Below are 25,451 nucleotides of genomic sequence, written 5' to 3'. Positions count from 1 at the left end.
GATTTGCCCAAATCTCGCCGTTGTTGTGGAGTATCTTATTACAATGCGCTTCATTTTCCCGACCCTTGCCTTTCTGTTTTTTGTACCGCTGGCACATGCGAATGAGGCAGCGACGACCATTAATAAAGGCTTCGAGCGTGAGCGGTTTAAAGATGCCTATAATCCCAAAGCAGAATGCGAATATCCAAATTCATGCGAAGGTGATGGCAAAAAATATGGCCGCAGCGATGGCGAGCTGACCGACGCACAAACCGGCGGTCGATTGAATGAGTTTGTTGACCGCAAACATGTTCATTGGAAAGTGAAGCGCCCGTATAATCCAAGCGGCCTTGGGTTCCTCAGCCCATGTCAGGCACAGGTGCAGGACGAGATTAACGCGCATACCGGTGAGAATGACGAGATTATATTCACCGGTCATCCGAAAAGCGGTTTGGCCTTCGACCGGTACGGCAACCGCTATAACTTTTCCTGTGCGGGCGGCAATATCAGCATCTGGTAGCTGATTATTTTAGCTTATCATTGCGCAGAGCGGGTGCCGTGTTTGGTCTAGCTGCTGGCGCGGTGGGCACGGGGCCAAATAATCCGGCATCTTTTGCAGCATTGATCAACGCCAATGCGTTTTGTTTTGCAGCGATTAAGCTGGTGGGTACAAATTCTGCGATCATTCGTTTGCGTGTATGGGCAGGTAAATTTTCGCGCCCGAATGATAAAACGCTGTCCAGATTGGGAATATAATTATATTTTTCACCGCGTTCGGTTAGTTCATAGGTAATTAGCGCTGAATGAATCTCTTGTGACGGCGCGTTGCTTGCAGGGGTGATGGCGCGAATTTGCGATGCGTAGCTGACAAATAATTCTGCTGTTTCTAGTTCAAGCAAGGATGCGGATGTGTTGCCGGTGCTGGATGCGAATTGCTTTACCACAATACGGCTTGATGTTTGGATGTTATCAATCCCCAATATTGAAGTAGAATATTCTACGCGCAGCCTCCCAAGGTATAGGTCTTCATAGATATCAACTGATGCAGTAATAGGCGCGCCTTTGATGTCGTTATGGTGGATGATCAGTTTTATACCGCGAGTATGTGTGCCCGCGTGAAATTCTCTACCAATCGATGCTGTTGGAGTGTCGGTATATACGGTGAATGCGATTTTTGGTTTCTTTTGCCCATAGGCATCTATCGCTGTGTCGGTGTGCGTGAACTGGAATGTTGCCGGATTGTTTTCTGTCTCCGCTTCAAAATCGATTTTTATTTTATCCCGCTGGATTTTATGACCGTAGCTGGCAAAAATTTTTTCAGCGATTTCAACCACGCGTTCCGGATTGGAAAAATCAAAGCCGGGCGTTGCAAATTTTTGCGGGATACCGCCCGCGCTTTGGGCGGCAGTTTGGGTTGGCAGGAGCAGGGCGGCTGCCATTACAAATATGGATTTTCGGCGGGTTAGGGGCGGCATATGGCCTATATCTATGTTTTAAAATATCTGCCCCAGTGTATAGCTCGCACCCGAAAGTAAAAAGATTAATGGCATGAAGGGCTTAACGGGTGGCTGTGAATACCAATTATAGACTTGCATTACATCCTTAAGACCCCTACAACATCGCCCAACAGCTTCGTTAGAAGTTTAACTTAAATCACAGGCAAGTTTAGGCCTATGGGTGGACAAAAAAACTGCCCTGCTGCCGTCCGGTGTTGAGCGATGCTCAATCACAACAGACTTGCCGACGTATTAACCGGAGAAGGGAACTAAAACATGGCAATGCCATCATTCAGCATGCGTCAGCTCATGGAAGCGGGCGTACATTTCGGACATAACACACGCCGTTGGAATCCGAAGATGTCTTCATATCTTTTCGGCGTTCGCAATAACGTACACATCATCGATCTGGAACAAACCGTTCCATTGCTTTACCGTGGCCTGAACGCCATTCGCGATGTGGTTTCACAAGGTGGCCGCGTATTATTCGTTGGCACCAAGCACCAAGCGCAAGAAAAAATTGCAGCTTCAGCACGCCAATGCGGTCAATACTTTGTGAACAGCCGTTGGCTGGGCGGTATGCTCACCAACTGGAAGACCATTTCATACTCCATCAAGCGTCTGCGCGATCTGGAAACCGAAATTGTTGAACAAGCTGCAAAGCTGACCAAGAAAGAACTTTTGGAAAAGACCCGTGAACGCAACAAGCTTGAACAAGCCTTGGGCGGTATTAAAGATATGGGCGGTTTGCCAGACATCATCTTCATCATCGATACCAACAAAGAAGATATCGCTGTAAAAGAAGCACAAAAGCTTGGCATTCCTGTGGTTGCTGTTCTTGACAGCAATTCCGATCCATCGGGCATTGCATATCCCGTTCCAGGTAACGATGACGCGCTGCGTGCCATTGAATTTTACTGTGACGTGGTTGCGCAATCCGTTCTTGATGGTTTGCAAAAAGAAATGGTTGCAAGCGGTATTGATTTGGGCGCGGCAGAAAAGCCAGCTGAAATCCTGCTGCCAACCGGCGTAGCAAACGATACTAAGACTGCTTAAGACTTAACGACCTTACATATATAAGAGGAACTCATGGCGGATATTTCTGCAAATGCGGTAAAGGAACTGCGCGAAAAAACTGGCGCAGGGATGATGGATTGCAAGAAGGCGTTGACCGAGGCTGCTGGCGATATGGAAGCAGCGATCGATTGGCTTCGCAAGAAGGGCCTTTCGGCAGCTGCCAAGAAAGCTGGCCGCGTTGCTGCTGAAGGTCTGGTTGCTGTTGTGGCAAGCGGCACCAAGGGCACAGCGGTTGAAGTGAATGCGGAAACCGACTTTGTTGGTCGCAATGAAGGCTTTCAATCCTATGTTCGCACGGTTGCGGATGTGGCACACAACACCACAACTGATATCGAAAAGCTGAAGACCCAGCCATACCCTGGCACTGGCCGCGATGTGTTTGGTGAAATCACCAACCTGATTGCAACCGTGGGTGAAAACATGAACCTTCGCCGCGCAACGCAGGTGAGTGTGAAGGAAGGTGTTGTTGCTAGCTACATGCACAATGCGATTGCTCCTGGCATTGGCAAGATCGGCGTATTGGTTGCGCTGGAATCCAAGGCTGATGCCGCAAAGCTGCAAGCGCTTGGCAAACAGATTGCTATGCACATTGCTGCTGCGCGTCCTGAATTTCTGGATGCAAGCAGCGTGGATGCAAAGGCGTTGGAACGTGAACGCGCGATTTTCACGGAACAAGCCCAAGCCGCAGGTAAGCCAGCCGAAATCATCGCCAAGATGGTGGATGGCCGCATCAAGAAATACTATGAAGAAGTATGCTTGCTTGAGCAAACCTTTGTGGTGGACGGCGAAACCAAGATCAAGGCGGTTGTTGAAAAAGCCGCAAAAGACCTAGGTACCCCCGTGCAATTGACCGCTTTTGTTCGCTATCACCTTGGTGAAGGAATCGAAAAAGAACAGACGGACTTTGCCGCCGAAGTTGCTAAGATGGCTAGCTAATACATCGCTTGTTTCTGGCGTTGGTCTTTTTTGGGTGGTTTGGATGGGGAGTAAAACATGGCTGATAATCTCGCACGTAAAAATGTTAAGGATGAAGCTATGAATACTTCTATCAAGCCTGCAAAGTACCAACGCATTCTTCTCAAACTTTCCGGTGAAGCCTTGATGGGCGAGCGCGATTATGGGCTCGACCAAACCGTGCTTGACCGTGTTGCCGAAGAAATCAAAGACGTTGTATCCAAAGGCATTCAGGTGTGCGTGGTGATTGGCGGCGGAAATATCTTCCGCGGCGTATCGGGCGCAGCAAGCGGCATGGAACGCGCAACCGCAGATTACATGGGGATGCTTGCCACCATGATGAATGCGTTGGCGATGCAGAATGCTCTTGAAAAAGTCTCCGTTCAAACCCGTGTGCAATCCGCCATTCCGATGGCGGCCGTGTGCGAACCTTATATTCGTCGCCGTGCCATTCGCCATATGGAAAAAGGCCGTGTGGTGATTTTCGCAGCTGGTACCGGTAACCCGTTCTTTACTACCGATACAGCGGCGGCATTGCGCGCATCTGAAATGGGCTGTGATGCGCTGATTAAAGCAACCAAGGTAGATGGTGTTTATTCCGCCGATCCGCGCAAGGATAAGAACGCAACACGTTTTGAACGCCTGACCTATTTAGATGTGCTGACCAAGGATCTGGAAGTGATGGATACATCGGCCATTTCATTGGCACGCCAAAGCCGCATTCCCATCATCGTATTCTCTATCTTCTCGCATGGCGAGCTTGCCGAAGTTGTCCAAGGCAAGGGACGCTTTACGATTATCACTGAAAATTAGTATCTAAAACTAGAAAGAAAATCTCATGGCACTTCTCGATGATTTGAAACACCGTATGGATGCTTCGCTGGACAGTTTTAAAAAAGAACTCGCTGGCCTTCGCACCGGCCGCGCCAATGTCGGCATGCTGGAGCCTGTAATGGTAGAGGCCTATGGCAACATGATGCCACTGAACCAAGTTGCGACCATCAGCGTTGCGGAACCCCGTTTGCTGACCGTGCAAGTGTGGGATAAGGGCATGGGCAAAAATGTTGAAAAAGCCATTCGTGACGCGGGGTTGGGGTTGAACCCACAAGGTGATGGGCAGCTTATTCGCGTGCCAGTGCCCGATTTGACACAAGAACGCCGCATGGAACTTTCCAAAGTTGCCGGCAAATATGCTGAAGCTGCCCGCGTTGCTGTGCGCAATGTGCGCCGCGATGGTATGGATGATCTGAAAAAACAGGAAAAAGACAAGAAAATCGGCGAAGACGAACATAAAACGCTTTCTGAAAAAATCCAGAAGCTGACCGACGAAGTCATCAAGAAAATTGATGAAGCATTAGCGCATAAAGAAAAAGATATCATGGTCGTTTAAGGGCGACGTTAGGGACTAGCTGCATGACAACTACCCCTAAACATGTCGCAATTATCATGGATGGCAATGGCCGCTGGGCTGCTGCGCGTCATCTGCCGCGCGTGATGGGGCATAAGGCAGGAATTGATGCGGTGCGCCGGGCGTTGCAATCGGCGGTGGATGCACATATTCCCTATCTGACCTTGTATGGTTTTTCATCGGAAAACTGGAAGCGCCCCAGCGATGAAGTGCAGGATTTGATGGGGCTGCTGCGTCTCTATTTGCAGGGCGAATTGGCGCAGCTTCATAAAGAACAGGTGCGTCTGCGTATTATCGGTGATCGCAGCAGATTTGATGCGGATATCATCACTCTGATTGAAAAAGCCGAAGAACTGACCGCACAAAATACGCGGCTTAATTTAACCGTGGCATTAAGTTATGGTGGCCGGCAGGAAATGGTGCGCGCCGTGCAAATGCTGGCAGAAAAAGCATCGGCGGGTTTGATTGCGCCGCAGGCAATCGATGAAGCCGCAGTTTCCGCGCAGCTTTATACGCAGGATATTCCCGACCCTGATTTAATCATCCGCACATCGGGCGAAAAACGCATCAGCAATTTCCTGCTCTGGCAATCGGCCTATGCCGAATTCGTATTCCTCGATACGCTGTGGCCAGATTTCACTGCGGAAGATATGAACCGCGCTTTAGATGAATTCAATAAGCGCGAACGCAGATATGGTGCCAGAGCATCATGAAAAAGTTTGCGTCATGACGTTGTTTCACATTTCAAAAAACCTGATGATACGTCTTGTCAGTGCGCTGGTGCTGGTGCCGTCATTCCTTGCAATTTTGATGTTGGGTGGATTGCCATGGCAAAGCCTGATGCTGCTGGGTTGCCTGTTCGCGGGCTATGAATGGTTGGCCATGTTGAACCCCAAACAGCAAAAGCGTGTCTGGGTGTGCGTTTTGTTTTCACTTGCGTTAACCTGGGGTATTGCGTTGCAGGCAGATATCAATACCGCATTTATGTTGTGTCTGTCGCTTAGCCTTGTGTTGATGGCGGGGTTTCGTCTTTCAAAAATCGAAAAGCCCGTTTTGCTATCCATGGGGGTTTCGTATCTGGGCTCGGCCATGCTCGCGCTTTTGCATATCCGCGAAGTAGGGGGCTTTACGCTGGCGGCCACCTTATGCGGGGTTGTATGGCTCACCGACACGGGGGCCTTTTTTACAGGAAAAATGTTGCGCGGCGCCAAATTAGCGCCGGACATCAGTCCTAGCAAAACATGGACCGGATTCATCGGTGGCCTGTGTTGTGCTGCGCTTATGGCCTATCTTTGTTCAATGCTATTTTCTGCACAAAAACCGCTAGTTGTGGTAGGAGTTGGTCTTGGCTTGTCATTGGCCGCCCACTGTGGTGACCTATTCGAATCATGGGTAAAACGTCACGCTGGCGTAAAGGATAGCGGCGTTATTATCCCCGGTCATGGCGGCTTGCTTGACCGCGTGGATGGGTTGATTATGGCGGCTCTATTGCTGTCGGTTGCCCTTTGGATGAACGGGTTTGATTTGTCCTGGTGGACGCAAAGTAATTGAGTGGATCTAGATGAGTGATAACGTGAAGGCATTGAAGCAAACAGTTGATTTTTCAAGAGTAACGCAGACTGCCCCGCGCAGCGTTACTGTGCTTGGCTCGACCGGTTCGGTGGGAACCCAGACGCTGGAGCTTATCGAAGCCAACCCGAACCAATTCACCGTGACCGCGCTAACCGCGAACCAGAATGTGGATTTGTTGATTAAGCAGGCGTTGGCGTTGCGCCCTGAATTGGTCGTGATTGGCGATGAAAGCAAGTACAAGGCATTAAAGGACGGTTTGGGCAGCGCTGTGGCGGGTAAGGGGATTGAGCTTGCCGCAGGCGCGCAGGCCATAACGCAAGCTGCGCAGCGCAAAAGTGATTGGGTGATGGCCGCAATTGTTGGTGCAGCGGGTTTGCCGCCAACCTTGGCAGCAGTAAAGCGCGGCGCAACCGTTGCATTCGCCAATAAAGAATGCCTTGTTTGCGCAGGCCCGTTGATGATGCGCGAAGTGCGTGACCACGGGGCGCATTTGCTGCCGGTGGATAGTGAACACAATGCCATTTATCAGGTATTTGATGATGAAGGCCGTGATGGAATTGAACGATTAATTCTTACCGCGTCGGGCGGCCCGTTCCGTCACACCAGTTTGGAAGATATGGCACGCGTAACCCCGCAAGAAGCGGTCAAGCATCCGGTATGGTCGATGGGTTCCAAGATTTCCATCGATAGCGCGACGATGATGAATAAGGGATTGGAAATTATCGAAGCAAGCTTCCTGTTCGATATGCCGGAAGAAAAAATTGGTGTGATTGTGCATCCGCAATCGGTTATTCACAGCATGGTTGAATACAAGGACGGTTCGGTGCTTGCCCAGCTTGGCAGCCCCGATATGCGTACGCCGATTGCGTATGCGCTTGCTTACCCCAAGCGCATGACAACACCGGCGGCGCGCCTTAACCTCGCGCAAATCGGTTCACTGACCTTTGAGGAACCGGATCCAACCCGTTTCCGCGCCTTACACTTGACCCGTGAAGCGTTAAAACGCGGGGGAACTGCACCAACTATTTTGAACGCCGCCAATGAAATCGCGGTAGATGCGTTTTTAAACAACAAAATTGGCTTCCTTGATATTGCCAAAATTGTAGAGGAGACTCTTTCCACCATGAATATCCAGCCGCTTGATACACTTGAAGCGGTCACGACCAGCGATACAGCGGCGCGCCGTATTGCATCTGAAAAAGTCAAAGCTTGCGGTAAGTAAGCTCACCAAATCAATTAGTAGGCTAATCACGTTAGGAATTTGAATGTTAGATATTTTGCTCCATACCTTGCCATCCTTTCTGCTCGTACTCGGTATTGTTGTGTTCGTGCATGAATTTGGCCATTACATCGTCGCCAAAATGTGCGGCGTGAAAATTGAATCGTTCTCGCTTGGATTTGGTCCGGAAGTCATCGGCTTTAATGACAAGTCGGGCACACGCTGGCGCTTTAGCATTTTGCCGCTTGGGGGCTATGTTAAAATGTTTGGCGATGCCGACCCGTCCAGCACGCCCGATGCAAAAGTATATACGATGACGGAAGCTGAAAAGAAGCAGGCGTTCTTCCACAAAACGGTTGGGCAGCGGGCAGCGATTGTTGCGGCGGGCCCTGCGATTAATTTCCTCTTCACCTTCATTGTGTTTGTGGGCTTGTTCACAACCGAAGGCCAGCCATTCACACCGCCACGCATTGGCGAGGTGGTGAAGGAAGGCCCGGCTGCCGCAGCTGGCATTTTGCCCGGCGATACATTTTTGAAAATCAACAAGGTTGCGATCACACGCTTTGAAGATATTCGTCTCGAGATTTCAACCAGCCGCGCCGAGCCAATGGTAATTTCGTTAGATCGCGGCGGCGTGGTGATGGAAAAAACCATCATTCCCAAAATGGCGGAGGTCAAAGACCGCTTTGGCGCAGTGCATCAGGTTGGACAGATTGGCGTGAAGGCTGAAACCGGCAAGATGACCTATCGCAAGCTGGAATTCGTGCCAGCGGTAAACGCTGCTGTGACTGAAATGGGCACGATGGTTGGCACCACACTGAAAGCGATTGGCCAGATTATTGTGGGCACGCGTGGCACGGAAGAACTGGGCGGGCCGTTACGTATTGCTGAAATGTCAGGTAAGATTGGCAAGGAAGGTATTGTCCCGCTAATTTGGTTCATGGCGGTGATTTCGCTTAGCCTTGGGTTATTCAATTTATTCCCCATTCCTTTGCTGGATGGCGGGCATTTGTTCTTTTACGCCGTCGAAGCGATAAAAGGCGGGCCCGTGCATGAAAGCATTATGGAATTCACGTCTAAAGTGGGGTTCTTCTTCATTATCAGCATGATGTTGTTCTTCACATGGAACGACATTAATCAGTTGCAGATCTTTAGTTATGTTAAAGGTCTGTTTTCCTAATACGATGCTCTCTTAAATTCTAAGTATCCCGCCTGTTATGAGTTTATTGGTTCGTTATCTTTTTATCGCGTTATTCGTGCTGTTAACACCGGCGCGCGCGATTGCGTTTCAACCAAATGCCCCCGAAGCGCAGAGCTTTGATGCTGGTCCGGTATTTGGCGCGGAAGCGGCTGCTGCGCCTGCGGAAAGCGCGCCAATCATTTCAGATGTGCGCGTTGAAGGCGTGCAGCGCATTGAAGCTGACACCGTGCGTTCATATCTTTCGCTAACCAAGGGGGATGCCGCCACCACCGCTAAAATGAATGATAGCGTTAAGGTGTTATTCTCAACCGGATTTTTTTCCGATGTTCATGTGAGTTTGGTTGAAGGCAATGTATTGCTGGTGAAGGTGGTTGAAAACCCCGTGATCAACCGCGTGGTGTTTGAAGGAAACCATGCGATTGAAACCAAGGATTTGGAAAAAGAAATCCAGCTGAAAGTGCGTCAGGTCTATACCAAGAGCCGCGTAAAGAGCGATACCCAACGTATTCTGGACGTATATCGCCGTTCCGGTCGCTTTGCCGTATTGGTCGAGCCTAAGGTGATTAGCCTTGAACAAAACCGCGTTGATCTGGTGTTTGAGGTTACCGAAGGCGATCGTACCGGCGTGCGGCGCATTAACTTTATTGGCAATAAAGTATTTGGTGAGGACGAATTACGTGGTGCCGTGAATACCCGCGAAACAGAATGGTGGCGTTTCTTTAGTAACTCCGATTTCTATGATCCTGACCGTTTGAACTACGATAAGGAATTGTTGCGCCGGTTTTATCTGAACCACGGTTATGTGGATTTCCGTGTATTGTCGTCGCATGCCGAACTGACGCCTGACCGTAAAGACTTCCTTATTACCTTTGCGATTGAAGAAGGGGAGAAGTACACCTTTGGCAAGGTTGATTTGGGCACAACACTGAAACGCATTAATCTGGATGCGCTGCGCGCAAAAATTACCACCCAAACGGGTGATACGTATAGCGCGGAAAAGGTTGAAAAGACCGTTGCGCAGCTGACAGCCGCGATTGGCGATTTGCAATATGGCTTTGCGCAAGTGCAGCCAAAGCTCACTCCCGATAAGGCAAAGCGCACCGTTGACATTAATTATGCCGTGAATGAAGGCCCGCGTGTATTCGTGCAGCGCATCGATATTGCGGGAAACACCCGCACGCTTGACCGCGTTATCCGCCGCCAGATGCAATTGTCGGAAGGCGACCCATTCCTGAACAACAAGCTGAAAAAGTCGGAACAAAACATCCGTGACCTTGGCTTCTTTGAGGAAGTAAAGGTAACGCCAAGCGAAGGCGGGCAGCCCGATCAATCGGTTATCGCAGTGGATGTGAAGGAAAAATCAACGGGTGATTTCTCCATCGGTGCGGGGTTCTCGTCAACCGACGGCCCATTGGGTGACTTCAGCATCAACGAACGTAACCTCCTGGGTAAAGGGCAAAACCTGCGCTTTGGTATTCAGGCATCGGCGCGCAGGCAGCAATATGACATCAGCTTTACCGAGCCGTATTTCCTTGAAAAGGATTTGGCGGTTGGCGGTGATTTGTTCCGCACCACGCGTGATAATCAGGATGTAAGCTCGTTCAACGAAGAACGTAACGGGTTTAACTTGCGTGCGGGCTACGCGCTTTCCGATGTGCTGAGTGAAAGATGGAATTATGGTTTAACGCAAACCAAGATTACCAACGTGCCAACAACCGCATCCCGCTTTGTTCGTGAACAGCAGGGGACCAGCATCACCTCGTTGATTGGTCATGAATTGATGTACGATAAACGCAACAGCAAACTGAACCCGACCGAAGGCTTCTATTTGAAGATGAATAATGATCTGGCGGGGGTTGGCGGTGATGTTCAGTTCTTACGTACCAAGATTGGCGGCGCGTATTACACACCGCTGTTCGAAAAGTGGACCCTGAACCTTGGTGGCGAAGTTGGTTATATCTTTGGCCTTGGTCAGGATGTGCGGATTAATGACCGTTTCTATCTGGGCGGCGAAAATCTTCGTGGCTTTAAGTTTGCCGGCGTTGGTCCGCGCGATTTGACAGCTGGCGTAAACGATGCCTTGGGCGGTAACCGCTTTGCCCGTAGCCGTGTGGAAATCAGCTTCCCAACAGGTCTGCCTGAAGAATTTGGAGTCCGCGGACGCGTGTTTAACGATGCCGGTATCCTTGATCAGGTGGATGCAACTGCGCTGCCGGGCGAAAACTTCAAGGCTGACAGCAAGCTGCGCATGAGCTCGGGTATCGGCGTTACATGGCAATCGCCGTTTGGCCCTATCGGGGTTGACTTGGCGCAGCCTATCCTTAAAGAATCCTATGATATTACCGAATTCTTCCGCTTCAGCTTTGGGACACGTTTCTAACATTTGGGCTTCTAATGAGATATGTGTTAGCCTTCATCATCGCGTTTTGGGCCGTCGCAGCAGCGGCTGAAGTTGCGCCTTCGCCGCCGGGCACGGCTGCAACGCCGCGCTTTCCGATTTTGATTGTGGATGTAAAACATGTGCTGGATGATTCAAAAGCAGCCATCAGCGCGCAAAAGAAAATAGAAGTGCAGCGCAGCGCGTTCCAAGATGAAATCTCATCACAGGAAAAGAAAATCCGTGAAGCGGAACAGGAACTGGTGCAGCAACGCGGCAAGCTTGATGAAAAAGCCTATGCTGAAAAAGAAACCCAGTTGCGCCAGAAATTCCGCGACGTTGAAAAATACGTTCAGGAACGTCGCGCTACGCTGGAAAAGGCAACCAGCCAATCCTTGGGCAAGGTGCATGATGTCATGAAAGATATTGTTTCCGATATTGCCAAGAAACGGGGCGCACAATTGGTGCTGGCAAAGCAGGGTAATCAGGCGGTGTTGTGGACGATTGACGGCAATGACATTACCGCTGAAGTCAGCGCCCGTTTGAACGCGCAATTGCCGGATATTGCGGTAAACATTGATGTTCCGGACGCAAAAAAAGACCCAACAAAATAACCTATCACCTTGATTTTGCGTTGATTTAACGGGCGAAATAAGGCATTGATAAACGCTCTTCATTTTCTAAGAGCCGTGCCGAGACCCACCATGACAGACGCAAAAGCAAAAAGCACCACCATCGATATTCAAGGAATTATGGATCGTATCCCGCATCGTTACCCGATGCTGCTGATTGACCGTGTGATTGATGTGGTGACCGGCGAAAGCGCAACCGGTGTCAAGAACGTGACGGTAAATGAACCATTTTTCCAGGGCCATTTCCCAAGCCACCCGATTATGCCGGGCGTGTTGATTGTGGAAGCCATGGCGCAAACCTCTGCCGTGCTGGTGGTGGATATGCTCGATGAAATCGAAGAAGGCCGCCATATGGTGTATTTCATGACGATTGATGAAGCGCGCTTCCGTCGCCCGGTATTCCCCGGCGATACGCTGCACATTAAGGTTAAAAAAGATCGTCAGCGCGGCAATGTGTGGAAGTTCAGAGGCGAAGCCTATGTAGGTAGCGATAAGGTTGCCGAGGCAATGTATAGCGCCATGCTGATTGATACCAAGCGCGAAAGCATGCTTGGTCAGGACAAGTAAGGAACCAACGTGGCGCAGGATATTCATAAAACCGCAATCATCGACCCTGCTGCCAGCCTGGCGGATGACGTAAGCATCGGGCCTTATTGCGTGGTTGGGCCTAATGTCAAACTTAGCTGGAATGTAAAATTACATAGCCATGTAGTGATTGAAGGAAATACCAGCATTGGCGAAGATACCGAGATTTATCCGTTCGCATCCATCGGCACGGCGCCGCAAGACAAAAAATTCAAAGGCGAGCATTCGCGCCTTGAAATCGGTAAGCGCAATTCCATCCGTGAACATGTGACGATTAATCCCGGTACCGAGGGCGGCGGGCTTGTGACCAAAATCGGTGATGATTGCCTGATTATGATTGGCGCGCATGTGGCGCATGATTGCCAGATTGGTAATCATGTTATTCTGGTCAATAATGCAACGCTGGCGGGGCATGTGCATGTGGGGCACCATGCGATTATCGGCGGCAATTCGGCTGTGCATCAGTTTGTGCGCATTGGCGCGCATGCGATGATTGGCGGTATGTCCGGCGTTGAAAATGATGTTATTCCCTATGGCACCGTGATGGGCGAGCGCGCACGACTGGCAGGGTTAAATCTGGTTGGCCTTGAACGCCGTGGTTTCAAAAAAGAACAAATCAACGAATTGCGCAACGCGTACCGCATGCTGTTTGCGCCGGAAGGCACGTTCTCCGAGCGGCTCGAAGGGGTTGCGGATAATTATGCGGCATCGGAAGTCGTCAAAGATATCGTTACCTTTATTCGCAACAAATCTTCGCGGCCCATTTGCCAGCCGCGCAGTGATCAAGCCGCATAATTCTGCATGGAAAAGCCACTCGGTATCATTGCTGGTGGTGGGGAAGCTCCCAAACGCTTGATTGCGCAGTGCATGCGTATGAATAAACCCTTCCACGTTCTGGCGCTGGAAGGCCAAACCGATAAGGATATTGTGGAACTTGCCGATGATTTGCCGATTAGCTGGCTGCCGCTGGGTTCGGCTGCGGCTGCGATTGCGCTGGGCAAGGAAAAGGGCGTGACGGATGTCGTGTTGCTCGGCCGCGTGCGCCGCCCCAGCCTTGCCGAATTGAAACCCGATTGGCTAATGATGCAAAAATTGGCGCGCATTGGCTTTGGTATTCTGGGCGATGATGGGTTGCTCAAAGCAGTTGCCAAGGAATTTGAAGCGGAAGGCTTCCGTATCATCGCGGTGCAAGATGTATTTGCAGATTTCCTGTTTCCCGAAGGACAGCTTGGTAAGCATGCCGCAAATGAAACTGCGCAAACAGATATTAAGCGCGGCATAGAAATCGCGCGCACGCTTGGTGAATTGGATGTAGGGCAGGCGGTGGTCGTACAGCAGGGTATTGTGCTGGGCATTGAAGCGATTGAGGGCACGGATGCGCTGATTGGCCGCGCCGGTGTATTAAAACGTGAAGGCGCTGCACCGATTCTGGTAAAGCTTAAAAAACCCCAACAAGATATGCGTCTGGATTTGCCAACGATTGGCATTTCAACGGTGCGCGAAGCGCGCGCCGCGGGGCTTTGCGGTATTGCAGCGCAAGCACATGGTTGTCTGCTGATTGACCGCGAAGAGGTCATTAAACTTGCAGATGCTTACGGTATTTTCCTTATCGGATTAAAGCTATGAGCGAGAAAGTTCCCGATAAAACACCGTGTTTCTTTCTGGTTGCATGCGAGCCATCGGGCGATTTGCTCGGCGCGCGGTTGATGGCGGCATTAAAAAAACTGTTTAATGGCAAAGTGCGGTTTGAAGGGGTCGGCGGCGAACGCATGCAGGCGGAAGGGTTAAACACCCTGTTCCAACAATCGGAACTGGCGTTATTCGGGTTGGTTGAATTGCTACCGAAAATTCCCCATGTATTAAAGCGCCTCAAGGAAACCGTTGAAGCGGCCAAGCGCATCCGTCCTGATGCGGTGGTAACGATTGATGGCCCTGATTTTTGTTTTCGTTTAGCCAAGCAATTAAAGAGCGAAAAAATTCCGCTTATTCATTATGTGGCGCCAACCGTTTGGGCATGGCGTCCCGGGCGCGCCAAAAAAATTGCCAAGATATTTGATCATTTGTTGGCGATATTGCCGTTCGAGCCGCCGTATTTCGAAAAAGTCGGGCTTCCTTGTACTTTTGTTGGTCATACCGTAACAGAAGGCGGCGCAGACAAAGGCGATGCGGATCGCTTTTATAAGGAAATGAATATTCCGCGTAACATGAAAATTATTACCGTATTGCCCGGCAGCCGCCGCAGCGAAATTAAGCGTCTTGCGCCCGTATTTGCCGAAACGCTGAAGCAGTTACAGCCATTGACCGAAGGCTTTAAGGTCATTGTGCCAACCGTTCCACAGATTCTGGATTTTATTGGGCCTTATTTAAAAAACTGGCCCATCAAGCCGTTGGTGTTAATTGGTGACCAGCAAAAATACGATGCGTTTGCGGCAAGTCATGTCGCGCTGGCCGCATCCGGCACCGTAGCTGTGGAACTGGCACTGGCGAAAACCCCGCATATTATTGCGTATAAGCTCAATCCAATCACTGTGTTGCTGTATCGCTGGTTCATTAAAGTGAAATACGCGAATTTGACCAACTTATTACTCAATCGCCCCGTTGTGCCGGAATTTTTACAGCAATTTTGTACACCCGAAGCGATGTCAAAAAAGCTGTTTGAGTTATGGAGCGATGCAAAGCTTCGCCAAGATCAACGCAAAGCGTTTGATGAAATAAAAATCATGCTGAGGAATGACGATATGCCGCCATCGGAAAAAGCAGCGCGGGTGGTATGCGAGGTTGCGAATGTCCAGATCCGATAAAATGTCATCCGATAAGCTGACGGTATTGCAGGTTATTCCAAGTCTGGAAGCGGGCGGTGCAGAACGCGCTGTCGTTGATATTTCAGTTGCTTTAATTAAAGCAGGTCATGAAGCGATTGTGGTCAGCAAAGGCGGTTATTTACAGGCGGAATTGCAGGCCAAACATGCGCGCCATATTAGGCAGGATGTGGCCAGCAAGAACCTGTTCCGTATCATCTTTAACGCGTTTTTCCTTGCTTATATCATTATCAAGGAAGAAGTGGATATCATTCATGCGCGTAGCCGCGCCCCGGCATGGAGCGCATTATGGGCTGCGCGAATGACGGGAACGCCGTTTGTGACGACATTCCATGCTGCATACAAGAGCAATTTCTTTTTGAAACACTGGTATAACAGCGTGATGACGAAATCAGACCGCATCATCGCGATTTCGGAATTTATTGCACGGCATATAAAAAAGAATTATGGCGTGAATGCATCACGCATCACGGTTATTCCGCGCGGTATTGATATGAGTGTCTATGATGCCGCAGCGATTTCCGATGAACGCAAACAAAAATTGCTGAACATCTGGAATAACAAAGCGGGCGTACCGGTGATGATTATGCCGGGGCGTTTATCGCCGATTAAGGGGCATGAATTGGTGCTGGATGCGCTCAGCACGCTTAAACAACACCCGTTTATATGCGTATTTATTGGTCCCGACCAAGGGCGTAGCAAATACAGCGAGCGTCTGCGCGGACTGGTTGAGGAATATGGGTTGAAAGATAAAATTATCTGGATGGATGGCGGCGATGTGCCAGCGGCTTATTCGCTGGCGCAGTTGGTGTTAAGCCCCAGCCAAGTTGCCGAAGGATTTGGCCGTGTTCCGGTTGAGGCGCAGGCCATGGGCGTACCCGTGATTGCAACCGCGTTGGGCGCGACCGATGAAACGATAGTGGATGGTCAAACCGGTTGGCTCGTGCCGCCAGGCGATGCGCAGGCGCTCAGCAACGCGATTTTAAAATGTTTGAATTTAAGCGCAGAAGAACGCGCCGCCATGTCACAGCGGGCAAAAGAGTATGTGCATGGCAAATTCCAATTGCAGCAAATGTGCGCAGCCACATTGCAGGTATATGCGGAGATTGCGAAGTGACGGGCGCAAAAAATATCCTCGTCATACGCCTTGGCGCGCTTGGCGATATCTTGCTGTGTATGAAGCCATTTCAGGATATCCGTGCGGCGCATAAGGATGCGAAAGTTACCTTGTTGACCATGCCTGCGTTTGCGGGACTTGCGCGGCAAATGCCATGGTTTGATGCAGTAATTGAAGATAATCGCCCCAGCTGGTGGCAGTGGGATGAGTGGAAAAAGTTATATACGGCAGTGCGCTCGCGAAACTTTGACTGCGTTATTGATTTGCAGAACAAGCCACGCTCCCGTTTCTATAAACCGTTTTTCTTTGATAAAAATGTGCAGTGGTCCAGCACCGCTGGCAATTCCACATTCCCGCCCACAACCTTTCCATTAAAAATTCATCGCCAGCAGGAATTACTGGTGCAGCTACGTAATGCAGGCATTGGCGATAGCGGGCCGTTGAATCTGGACTGGTTGGCAGCGCCAATTACTGATTTGAATTTGCCCAAGCGCTATGTGGTGTTTATTCCGGGCTGCTCGCCGCATCTGCTTCATAAACGCTGGCCCCCTGCGCATTACGCAAAGCTAGCCAAAACCTTTGCCGATATGGGCTGCGGCGTAGTGGTGGTTGGTACAAAAGCCGATGCGGCGTCAATTGCGGCGATTAAAGAAGAAGCAAGTTTTATTATTGATGTGTCTGGCCAAACCAGCTTTGCGCAATTGGCAAGTCTGGTGCGCAAGGCCGAAGGCGTAGTGGGCAATGACACAGGCCCCACATTCCTTGCGGCCATGGTTGGTGCTCCAACACTTACGCTGATGTCGCATCACACCGACCCCGTGCGTTCAGGCCCCGTTGGTCCGCGTTGTGCATGGCTGAAAGAAAACACTATCGCGGATATCAGCGTTGAAGCAGTTCAGCGCGAGATGGCCAAATTAATTTAACAGGCTTGTTATTTGATCATGAAGATGGTCGCAAGACCAAGGAATGCCAGATAGCCGCATACGTCGGTTACCGTGGTCACCAGCGCGCTTGATGAAATCGCAGGGTCAATTTTGAATTTATTGAGGACGATGGGAATGAATGCGCCTGCCAGCCCCGCGGCAATCATATTGATAATCATGGCAAGCGCGATCACCAGCGCAATCATCCAGTTATGATACCAAAGCCCTGCACAGATGCTGATGATGCCTGCGAATAACAGGCCGTTGAATGCGCCCACCGATGCTTCTTTGGCAAGGAAAGCCAGTGCATTGACGGATGTAAGTTCGCGCAGCGCAAGCCCGCGCACAGCAACCGCCAGTGTTTGCGTGCCTGCATTGCCGCCTTGTGATGCCACAATCGGCATCAGTACGGCCAGCGCAACCACGGATTGCAGTGTGCCTTCGAAAAATGAAATGACGTAAGAAGCGAGTAGGGCGGTGATTAAATTCACAAACAGCCACGTAAAGCGGGAGCGTGTAGTCGTAACAATATCGCGGTAAAAGTCGGGTTCGCTAACGCCGCTAAGGTGAACGAGTTCTTCGGTTGCGCGCTCTTCGATAATATCAATCACGTCATCAATGGTAATCATACCGACAAGGCGGTGCTGTTCATCTTCAACCGGCGCAGAAACAAGGCCGTAGCGCTGGAATAAATAGGCAACTTCCTTTTGGTCCATCATCACCGGCATGCGCTGGCTTTGCTCGTCCATAATCTCTTTGATGGGCGTTGTTGATTTTGCGGTCAGCAAGCGGTGCAGTGGCACAGCGCCCAGTGTGTGACCTTCGCTATCAACTACGAATACGTCATAAAACGCTTCCGGCAATTCTTGACGGCTGCGGATGTAATCCACGCATTGCTGGGTATTCCAGTCATCTGGTACGGCAAGCAATTCGCGTTGCATCAAGCGGCCCGCGCTGTCTTCCGGATATGAAAGGGCAGTGCGCAGTGCATCGCGTTCTTCTGCTGGCAGCGCAGATAAAACTTCGCGTTGCGTTTGACGGTCGAGGTTTTCCATAACCTCAACCGCGTCATCGGTTTCAAGATTGGTGATGGCTTCGGCAAGCTGGCCGGGTTCCATCTGTTCCACGACATCTTCACGCACATTTTCATCAAGCAGCGGAAGAACGTCGGGATTTAATTTTGTCTTGGTTAAATCGAAAAGTTGTTCGCGTTGTTCGGCAGAACAAAAATGCACAAGGTCAGCAAAATCTTCTGGCTCCAACGGGTCAATTAATGCAAGGAGTGAAACTGAATCTTTAGCATCTAATGCATCAAACACGCGCAGCAAAAACCCATCCGTCAACACGGCGTGCTTATTACCCGTTTTTTCGTTTGGGTTGATGGGTTCGGCCATTTGTAAAGACTCTGATTTTATCGTAAATCCTTCTCGCGTTTTATGCTGTGAAACCCGTTTTCACAAGCAAATAAATCATTGAAATGGAAGTGATTTGCGCCCCTGTTCCAGCCTTGCGTCATGGGCGCTCAAAGCCGTATAGTTAAGCGCGATTTACACGCCATTTTTTGGGGATAAGCAGGTATGATTTTGGTGACGGGCGGCGCGGGATTCATCGGCGCAAATTTTGTCCTCGATTGGCTGACAGATACTTCTGTGTCTGTGGGGGCTGAGCCCGTCGTGAACCTTGATAAGCTGACCTATGCCGGAAATGCCGAGAGCCTTGCTTCCCTCAAAGGCGATAAACGCCATATTTTCGTGCAAGGGGATATTGGTAATTATGCGCTGGTTGCCAAGCTGCTGGCAGAGCATAAGCCGCGCGCGATTGTGCATTTTGCAGCAGAATCACACGTTGACCGTTCCATTCACAGCCCCGATGCCTTTATTGAAACCAATGTCATGGGAACCTTCCGTTTGTTGGAGGCAGCCTTGGCCTATTGGCGGGAATTGCAGGGCGAAGCAAAGGCGGCGTTTCGTTTCCTTCATGTTTCGACCGATGAGGTCTATGGCTCGTTAGGGCCAAATGACCCGGCCGTTACCGAAAACCACCCGCACCAGCCCAACAGCCCTTATTCGGCCAGCAAGGCTGCTGCTGACCATCTGGTGCGCGCATACCATCATACTTATGGCCTGCCGGTTCTGACCACCAATTGCTCCAACAATTATGGCCCATACCATTTCCCGGAAAAGCTTATCCCGTTGATGATTGTCAATGCGCTGGCAGGTAAGGTCTTGCCCATTTATGGCGATGGCTTGCAAATCCGCGACTGGCTTTATGTGACTGACCATTGCGCGGCCATTCGCCGCGTATTGGAAGCAGGCCGAGTGGGGGAGGTTTATAATATCGGCGGCAATAATGAACGTGCCAATATCGAACTTGTGAAAGCGATTTGCGCATTGCTGGATAAGGAGCGCCCGCTAAGCAACGGCAAATCATACGCCCAGCAAATCACCCATGTGACTGACCGCCCGGGCCATGACCGACGGTATGCGATTAATGCAAGCAAGATTGAACGCGAGCTGGGCTGGACGCCAACCGAGACGTTTGAAACGGGCCTGCGCAAGACAGTGGATTGGGTTTTAAAAAATCCGCAATGGATTGCGAATGTGCAATCAGGCGCCTACCGCGAGTGGATAAAGAAAAATTATCTCGGGCAAGTGGCGTAAGGCAGTAGCATGAAAATTCTCCTGTTCGGTAAAAACGGTAATCTGGGCAGTGAACTGCAACGCAGCCTAGCGCCGCTTGGAACGCTGATTACCCTGAACAGGGCTAGCACAGAACATTGCGGCGACTTGGGTAATTTAGACGGCATAGCGCACAGCATCGCCGCCGTAAGGCCGGATGTGATTGTGAATGCGGCAGCTTATACAGCCGTAGATAAAGCAGAAAGTGAAAAGCCGGTTGCCAAGCTGATTAATACATCCGCGCCGGAAGTCATGGCGGTAGAAGCCAAACGGTTTAACGCCAAGCTTATCCATTTTTCGACCGATTATGTGTTTGATGGTGTTGGCAACAAACCCTACCGCGAGAGTGATACACCAAACCCTATCAACACCTATGGCCAAACCAAAAAGGATGGGGAGGATGCAATTATTGCATCCGGCGCGCAGCACATTATCCTTCGCACTTCTTGGGTCTATGGTGCAGCAGGACGGAATTTTGTGAAGACGATTATTGAGCTTGCCAAAGCCCGTGAGACATTAAACGTGATCAATGACCAGATCGGCGCACCCACAGGCGCATCAATGCTGGCGGATTGTACCGCGCAGGTGATACGCCATGGGCGTGCCGCCAATGGTATTTATCATCTAACAGCGGCGGGTGAGACATCATGGTATCATTACGCGCAATTTATCGTGCAGAGCCTGCACAGCATGGGTATGCAATTGAAGCTGCCATTTGAAGGCATAAAACCCATTCCAAGCAGCGATTATCCAACGCCGGCAACGCGTCCGCTTAATTCGCGCCTTGATACAACGGCGTTTAAAGAAACATTTGGAATTACCTTGCCGCAATGGCAAAACGGTGTGACGGCATTGCTTACACAACTTCACGGAAAACAGCCATGACATATGCGAGAAATAAAAATGACTGCGCGTAAAGGTATTATTCTGGCAGGCGGTAGTGGCACGCGGCTTCATCCAGTAACCAAGGTTGTTTCCAAACAGCTTTTGCCGGTTTATGACAAGCCGATGATTTATTACCCGCTCACTACGCTGATGTTGGCGGGTATTAGAGATATTCTTATTATTTCTACGCCGCAGGATTTGCCGCGTTTTGAGCAATTGCTGGGTAATGGCAGCGATTGGGGAATTAATTTGTCATACGCCGTACAACCATCCCCCGATGGGCTGGCGCAGGCCTTTATTATCGGCAAAACCTTTGTCGGCAATAATCCATCCGCGCTTATTCTGGGCGATAATATTTTTTATGGCACAGATTTGGCAGATAAGTTGCACAATGCCGATAAAAACGAAAAAGGCGCAACCGTATTTGCATATCACGTGAATGAACCCAATCGTTACGGGGTATTGGGCTTTGATAAAAACGGTAAAGCGAATTCATTGGAAGAAAAACCCGAAAAACCAAAAAGCAATTATGCCGTTACGGGCTTGTATTTTTATGACAACCAAGTGTGCAGCATTGCGGCGGGCTTAAAGCCATCAAAGCGCGGTGAATTGGAAATCTCCGATGTCAACCGCACCTATTTGGAACAGGGCCAATTGAATGTGCAAACCATGGGCCGTGGCTATGCATGGCTGGATACCGGAACGCATGAGAGTTTGATTGAAGCGAGCAATTTTATTGAAACCATTGAACATCGTCAGGGGTTAAAGGTTGCGTGCCCTGAAGAAATTGCCTTCGCACAGGGTTATATCAATGCAGGCCAATTGGAAAAGCTGGCCCAGCCGCTTGCCAAAAGCGCATATGGCGAATATCTGCTGAAACTTCTTAAAGAAAAAAACTAAGTCATGAAGGTTACGCCCACTGCTATTCCCGATGTGTTGTTGATTGAACCAAAGGTGCATGGTGATGCACGTGGTTTTTTCTTTGAAAGCTTCAATGTGCGCGATTTCAACGCAGCGGCGGGATTTGTTCCAAACTTTGTGCAGGATAACCACAGTCGTTCATCGAAAAATATTTTGCGCGGCATGCATTACCAGTTGACCAAGCCGCAAGGAAAACTGGTGCGTGTGGTGCGCGGCGCAGTGTTTGATGTGGCGGTAGATATGCGCAGATCATCGCCCACCTATGGAAAATATGTGGGAACGGAGCTTAGCGAAGATAATCACAAGCAATTATGGGTGCCCCCCGGATTTGCGCATGGGTTTCTTACGCTGACTGATTCGGCTGATTTTTTATATAAGACGACTGATTACTATGCGCCCGAAGACGAGCATTGCGTGATGTGGAACGATAACGCGTTGAATATCGCATGGCCCTTAACGGGGGAGCCGAAAATATCCCCGCGTGATGCCAAAGGCGTAGCATTTGCCAGCGCCCCTGCATTTGCATAAGGTGTTACTATCGCATTCAGATTAATGAGTTTACCTAAATGGCTAAGAAAAAAGTCGCGCTTGTTACAGGTATCACCGGGCAAGATGGCGCGTATCTTGCGGAATTTCTTTTGAAAAAAGATTACGAGGTGCACGGCATCAAACGCCCTGTGTCGTTGTTTAATACCGACCGCATTGACCATTTGTATCAAGACCCGCTCTTGCCTGGTGCGCAGCTGTTTTTACATTACGGCGATATGACCGAAAGCATGAGCCTGATGCGCATTGTGCAAATGGTGCAACCGGATGAAATTTATAATTTGGCGGCGCAAAGCCATGTAGCTGTGTCGTTTGAAGAACCTGAATATACGGCAAATGCCGATGCGTTAGGCCCACTGCGTTTATTGGAAGCCATTCGTACCATGGGGCTGAAAGATAAAACGCGGTTTTATCAGGCATCCACATCGGAATTATTTGGCAAGGTGCATGAAACCCCGCAAAAGGAAACAACACCGTTCCATCCGCGTTCGCCTTATGGTGTTGCCAAGCTTTATGCGCACTGGATTACCATTAATTACCGTGAAGCCTATGGGATGTATGCGTGCAACGGTATTTTGTTCAATCATGAATCCCCGATGCGCGGCGAAACATTCGTGACGCGCAAAATTACCCGTGCGCTGGCGCGGATTAAACTGGGATTGCAGCAATGCCTGTTCCTTGGAAACCTTGATGCCAAGCGCGATTGGGGCCACGCCAAAGATTATGTACGCATGCAATGGATGATTTTGCAGCAGGACAAGCCCGATGATTACGTGATTGCAAGCGGCGAGCAGCACAGTGTACGCGAATTTGTGGAAGCAACTGCAAAGGTGCTGGATATGAAAATCCGTTGGGATGGCAAGGGTGCGGATGAAAAAGGCTATGATGAAAAAGGCCGCTGCATCGTTGCCATCAGCAACCGCTATTTCCGCCCTGCGGAAGTCGACAGCCTGATTGGTGATGCCACCAAAGCCAAGCAAAAGCTTGGCTGGAAGCCCGAAGTTTCTTTCGAGCAATTGGTGAAGGAAATGGCGCTATCCGATTTTGAACTTGCTAAACGCGACCACTTAACGTCTGAACATGATATGAAGGCGAAGGTCGAACGCATGAAGGGTAGCTGGTTCAACCAGTCGAAAGATTAGGCGGCTTGGCGGTTTTTCCAGATTATGCCTATAAATAACCCCTTGGCACGCGGTAGAATGAGCGCCATCAATGCAATCGACACGCTGCCCCATAGCAGTATGGATTGCCATTCCGGTCTTGTGGAAGGGCCCATGCCGAAGATGATGGGCAGCATGATGTGCCCGACAATCAAAATCGTCAGCCATGGCGGGCCGTCATCAGCACGGATATTGCCAAGGGTTTCGCCGCAGACGGAGCAGTTCGGGACAGGCTTGATATAGGATTGCAGCAGCTTTCCTTCGCCGCATTTAGGGCAGCGGCCCGCGACACAACGTAAAATCGCGCTGAACATGCTTACGGCGGCAGGCGTTTGATTGGCCATTACTTGGTGCTGGCTTTGAGTTCTTCGCGCGCAGCTTTCAAATCGCTTTGGAACTCATCGTTTTGTAGCATCGCGCCAAGCAAAATCGCGCCCAGTCTTTTGCCTGCATCAATATCTTCAGGATAATGCATGCCGGCTTGAATGCGGTGTTGCGCAACTTTGTTCGCTTGCTGGCGAAGGGCAGGGCGTTGATCCGGAACGAGCAAGCCAAGTACCTCAGCAAGGATATAAGCAAGCGTGGTATGACCGCTGGGGTAGGCATTGTTATTAGCTGTGTTTAGCAAGAGCTTTACCTGTTTTGGCGCAGCGTCATATGGACGAAGAGCTCCCCAGAATTGCTTGGTCGTTTCAACGACAATACCGGTGTCATTATATACTTGTTTAAGCATCGCAAAGGTTTTTGGTAATTTTTCTGCTGTGAAGTTCGCGCCTAGTACGTCACTGACGATCTGTACGCTCACCATCTGTTCCTTTTCCATCGCGGCCTTGTCTTGCTTGGAGATATGACGCTGTGCCTGAACAATCATGGCGACTTGCTTCTTCCACTCCGCGCTGCCTTTCTTGGCAGGTGGAGGAAGCACATCGGGTGAAATAAGTTTGGTGTTCAAATAAACCGGCGGTTCAGCTCCTTCTGGCAGGGCATGGGCAGGAGCTGCCATGGCAAGCAATACAACAAACATTAATTGACTAAATAAGATACGCATCAAGGCTCTCCATTACGTTAGGTAAGTGTGAATACAATAAATAATCCCGCAGCAAATATCGCCGATCCAAGAAAGATGCTGACTGGCAATGTCAAAATCCATGCCAGCAATATATCACGGATTGTTTTGGTTTGTAGCCCTGATTGATTGGCGGCCATGGTGCCTGCTACCCCTGAAGACAAGAGATGAGTCGTGCTAACCGGCATCCCAAGGGTGTCGGCAGCGCTAATCGTGGCAAAAGCCACCAGTTCGGCTGTGGCACCTTGGCCATAGCTCATATGCGATTTGCCAATTTTTTCACCAATTGTCACAACAATACGCTTCCAGCCAACCATCGTGCCAAGGCCAAGGGTGGTTGCGACCAGCGCTTTCAGCCAGATGGGTATTTCGGGATGCGGCTCACCAAAAAATTCCGGCGCGAATGTAACAAATGCAACCATGAGCAAGCCCATGCCTTTTTGTCCGTCATTGGAGCCATGCGCAAAGCTTACGCCCGTGCAGGTAAAAATAAGTAGCAGGCGGATAGGGAGAGGCGGCGGTTTATTGCCATCCGGCGCGGTGTAGAGTGCAGGAATTTTAACAATAGCTTTCATGCCCAATAGCATCAATGCAGCAAGCACAAATCCGATAAGCGGCGAGATAACAAGTGAAAGCCCGATGCTGTGTACCTTTGCCCAATTCAGCCCTTCGCCAAAATGCCCCTGCATATAGGAGTGAACCAGCGCAACTCCAATCATGGACCCAATCAGCGTATGCGAAGAGCTGGCGGGTAGGCCAAAAAACCAAGTGCCCAAATTCCAGATAATCGCAGCAAGGGGGATGGCAAACACCATGGCCATGCTGGTGGTGGAGCC

At 50.2% G+C, this 25,451-nt stretch carries 27 protein-coding genes; 22 read left to right on the top strand and 5 right to left on the bottom strand.

From position 1 onward, the window contains the following. Window positions 1-43: 43 nt before the first annotated feature. A complete protein-coding gene (locus SFW65_10335) occupies window positions 44-499 on the top strand; it encodes a hypothetical protein (GenBank protein ID MDX1923512.1) in 456 nt (151 codons plus the stop codon). Between the two features lie 4 nt (window positions 500-503). Here the strand turns inward: SFW65_10335 and SFW65_10330 are convergent, their stop codons facing one another. After that, entirely contained in the window at window positions 504-1,418 is a 915-nt protein-coding gene (locus SFW65_10330; protein MDX1923511.1) for a hypothetical protein, read from the bottom strand. Window positions 1,419-1,751: 333 nt separating this feature from the next. Between SFW65_10330 and rpsB the strand changes: the two genes are divergently transcribed. From rpsB to SFW65_10250, 16 genes are all read left to right on the top strand, one after another. Continuing rightward, window positions 1,752-2,531: a 30S ribosomal protein S2 gene (gene rpsB, locus SFW65_10325; protein MDX1923510.1), complete on the top strand. Its 780-nt coding sequence runs from the start codon at window positions 1,752-1,754 to the stop codon at window positions 2,529-2,531. A 33-nt stretch (window positions 2,532-2,564) separates the two neighbouring features. Further along, complete coding sequence (gene tsf / locus SFW65_10320; GenBank protein MDX1923509.1) at window positions 2,565-3,488, top strand: translation elongation factor Ts; 924 nt, start codon at window positions 2,565-2,567, stop codon at window positions 3,486-3,488. A 99-nt stretch (window positions 3,489-3,587) separates the two neighbouring features. Further along, window positions 3,588-4,319 carry a UMP kinase gene (pyrH, locus tag SFW65_10315; protein ID MDX1923508.1) on the top strand — a complete coding sequence of 244 codons (732 nt, stop codon included), beginning with the start codon at window positions 3,588-3,590 and terminating at the stop codon, window positions 4,317-4,319. A 25-nt stretch (window positions 4,320-4,344) separates the two neighbouring features. After that, complete coding sequence (frr, locus tag SFW65_10310; protein MDX1923507.1) at window positions 4,345-4,896, top strand: ribosome recycling factor; 552 nt, start codon at window positions 4,345-4,347, stop codon at window positions 4,894-4,896. Window positions 4,897-4,919: 23 nt separating this feature from the next. Beyond that, window positions 4,920-5,627 carry an isoprenyl transferase gene (locus SFW65_10305; GenBank protein ID MDX1923506.1) on the top strand — a complete coding sequence of 236 codons (708 nt, stop codon included), beginning with the start codon at window positions 4,920-4,922 and terminating at the stop codon, window positions 5,625-5,627. Window positions 5,628-5,640: 13 nt separating this feature from the next. Further along, window positions 5,641-6,465: a phosphatidate cytidylyltransferase gene (locus SFW65_10300; GenBank protein ID MDX1923505.1), complete on the top strand. Its 825-nt coding sequence runs from the start codon at window positions 5,641-5,643 to the stop codon at window positions 6,463-6,465. Between the two features lie 10 nt (window positions 6,466-6,475). After that, window positions 6,476-7,708 carry a 1-deoxy-D-xylulose-5-phosphate reductoisomerase gene (locus SFW65_10295; protein MDX1923504.1) on the top strand — a complete coding sequence of 411 codons (1,233 nt, stop codon included), beginning with the start codon at window positions 6,476-6,478 and terminating at the stop codon, window positions 7,706-7,708. Window positions 7,709-7,751: 43 nt separating this feature from the next. Further along, entirely contained in the window at window positions 7,752-8,885 is a 1,134-nt protein-coding gene (gene rseP / locus SFW65_10290) for an RIP metalloprotease RseP (GenBank protein MDX1923503.1), read from the top strand. Window positions 8,886-8,922: 37 nt separating this feature from the next. Next, window positions 8,923-11,286: an outer membrane protein assembly factor BamA gene (bamA, locus tag SFW65_10285; GenBank protein ID MDX1923502.1), complete on the top strand. Its 2,364-nt coding sequence runs from the start codon at window positions 8,923-8,925 to the stop codon at window positions 11,284-11,286. A 14-nt stretch (window positions 11,287-11,300) separates the two neighbouring features. Then, entirely contained in the window at window positions 11,301-11,897 is a 597-nt protein-coding gene (locus SFW65_10280) for an OmpH family outer membrane protein (GenBank protein ID MDX1923501.1), read from the top strand. 90 nt (window positions 11,898-11,987) lie between these two features. Next, the gene (gene fabZ / locus SFW65_10275) at window positions 11,988-12,482 is read left to right on the top strand and encodes a 3-hydroxyacyl-ACP dehydratase FabZ (GenBank protein ID MDX1923500.1); all 495 of its coding nucleotides are present in this window, start codon (window positions 11,988-11,990) and stop codon (window positions 12,480-12,482) included. Between the two features lie 9 nt (window positions 12,483-12,491). After that, window positions 12,492-13,295, top strand: a complete 804-nt coding sequence (gene lpxA / locus SFW65_10270) for an acyl-ACP--UDP-N-acetylglucosamine O-acyltransferase (GenBank protein ID MDX1923499.1) — start codon at window positions 12,492-12,494, stop codon at window positions 13,293-13,295. 6 nt (window positions 13,296-13,301) lie between these two features. Next, window positions 13,302-14,126 carry a UDP-2,3-diacylglucosamine diphosphatase LpxI gene (lpxI, locus tag SFW65_10265; GenBank protein ID MDX1923498.1) on the top strand — a complete coding sequence of 275 codons (825 nt, stop codon included), beginning with the start codon at window positions 13,302-13,304 and terminating at the stop codon, window positions 14,124-14,126. Next, a complete protein-coding gene (lpxB, locus tag SFW65_10260; protein ID MDX1923497.1) occupies window positions 14,123-15,301 on the top strand; it encodes a lipid-A-disaccharide synthase in 1,179 nt (392 codons plus the stop codon). The genes lpxI and lpxB overlap by 4 nt, the downstream gene beginning before the upstream one ends. After that, window positions 15,285-16,436 (top strand): glycosyltransferase family 4 protein, encoded by a 1,152-nt coding sequence (locus tag SFW65_10255; protein MDX1923496.1) that lies wholly within the window; start codon window positions 15,285-15,287, stop codon window positions 16,434-16,436. The genes lpxB and SFW65_10255 overlap by 17 nt, the downstream gene beginning before the upstream one ends. Further along, entirely contained in the window at window positions 16,394-17,359 is a 966-nt protein-coding gene (locus SFW65_10250; protein ID MDX1923495.1) for a glycosyltransferase family 9 protein, read from the top strand. Before SFW65_10255 ends, SFW65_10250 begins: the two co-directional genes overlap by 43 nt. Before the next feature lie 8 nt (window positions 17,360-17,367). Here the strand turns inward: SFW65_10250 and mgtE are convergent, their stop codons facing one another. Beyond that, a complete protein-coding gene (gene mgtE / locus SFW65_10245; GenBank protein ID MDX1923494.1) occupies window positions 17,368-18,753 on the bottom strand; it encodes a magnesium transporter in 1,386 nt (461 codons plus the stop codon). Window positions 18,754-18,936: 183 nt separating this feature from the next. Between mgtE and rfbB the strand changes: the two genes are divergently transcribed. Genes rfbB through gmd form a run of 5 tightly spaced genes read left to right on the top strand, consistent with a single transcriptional unit; the run spans window position 18,937 to window position 23,531 of the window. Then, entirely contained in the window at window positions 18,937-20,019 is a 1,083-nt protein-coding gene (gene rfbB, locus SFW65_10240; protein MDX1923493.1) for a dTDP-glucose 4,6-dehydratase, read from the top strand. A 9-nt stretch (window positions 20,020-20,028) separates the two neighbouring features. Further along, on the top strand, window positions 20,029-20,922 hold the full coding sequence (gene rfbD / locus SFW65_10235; protein MDX1923492.1) for a dTDP-4-dehydrorhamnose reductase: 894 nt from the start codon (window positions 20,029-20,031) through the stop codon (window positions 20,920-20,922). An 18-nt stretch (window positions 20,923-20,940) separates the two neighbouring features. Next, complete coding sequence (gene rfbA, locus SFW65_10230; protein ID MDX1923491.1) at window positions 20,941-21,822, top strand: glucose-1-phosphate thymidylyltransferase RfbA; 882 nt, start codon at window positions 20,941-20,943, stop codon at window positions 21,820-21,822. 3 nt (window positions 21,823-21,825) lie between these two features. Next, window positions 21,826-22,371 carry a dTDP-4-dehydrorhamnose 3,5-epimerase gene (gene rfbC / locus SFW65_10225; protein ID MDX1923490.1) on the top strand — a complete coding sequence of 182 codons (546 nt, stop codon included), beginning with the start codon at window positions 21,826-21,828 and terminating at the stop codon, window positions 22,369-22,371. A 38-nt stretch (window positions 22,372-22,409) separates the two neighbouring features. Further along, entirely contained in the window at window positions 22,410-23,531 is a 1,122-nt protein-coding gene (gene gmd, locus SFW65_10220) for a GDP-mannose 4,6-dehydratase (protein MDX1923489.1), read from the top strand. On the opposite strand, the gene SFW65_10215 is transcribed toward gmd, so the two are convergent. From SFW65_10215 to SFW65_10205, 3 genes are all read right to left on the bottom strand, one after another. Beyond that, on the bottom strand, window positions 23,528-23,893 hold the full coding sequence (locus tag SFW65_10215) for a DUF983 domain-containing protein (GenBank protein ID MDX1923488.1): 366 nt from the start codon (window positions 23,891-23,893) through the stop codon (window positions 23,528-23,530). The genes gmd and SFW65_10215 overlap by 4 nt on opposite strands. Further along, entirely contained in the window at window positions 23,893-24,597 is a 705-nt protein-coding gene (locus tag SFW65_10210; protein MDX1923487.1) for a phosphatase PAP2 family protein, read from the bottom strand. The genes SFW65_10215 and SFW65_10210 overlap by 1 nt, the downstream gene beginning before the upstream one ends. A 17-nt stretch (window positions 24,598-24,614) precedes the next feature. Beyond that, a partial coding sequence (locus tag SFW65_10205) for an inorganic phosphate transporter (protein ID MDX1923486.1) occupies window positions 24,615-25,451 on the bottom strand: 837 nt, incomplete at its 5' end.

Source organism: Alphaproteobacteria bacterium (genome assembly GCA_033762625.1).
Classification (GTDB): Bacteria; Pseudomonadota; Alphaproteobacteria; order UBA9219; family RGZA01; genus RGZA01.
This window is presented reverse-complemented; position numbering and strand designations above follow the sequence as displayed.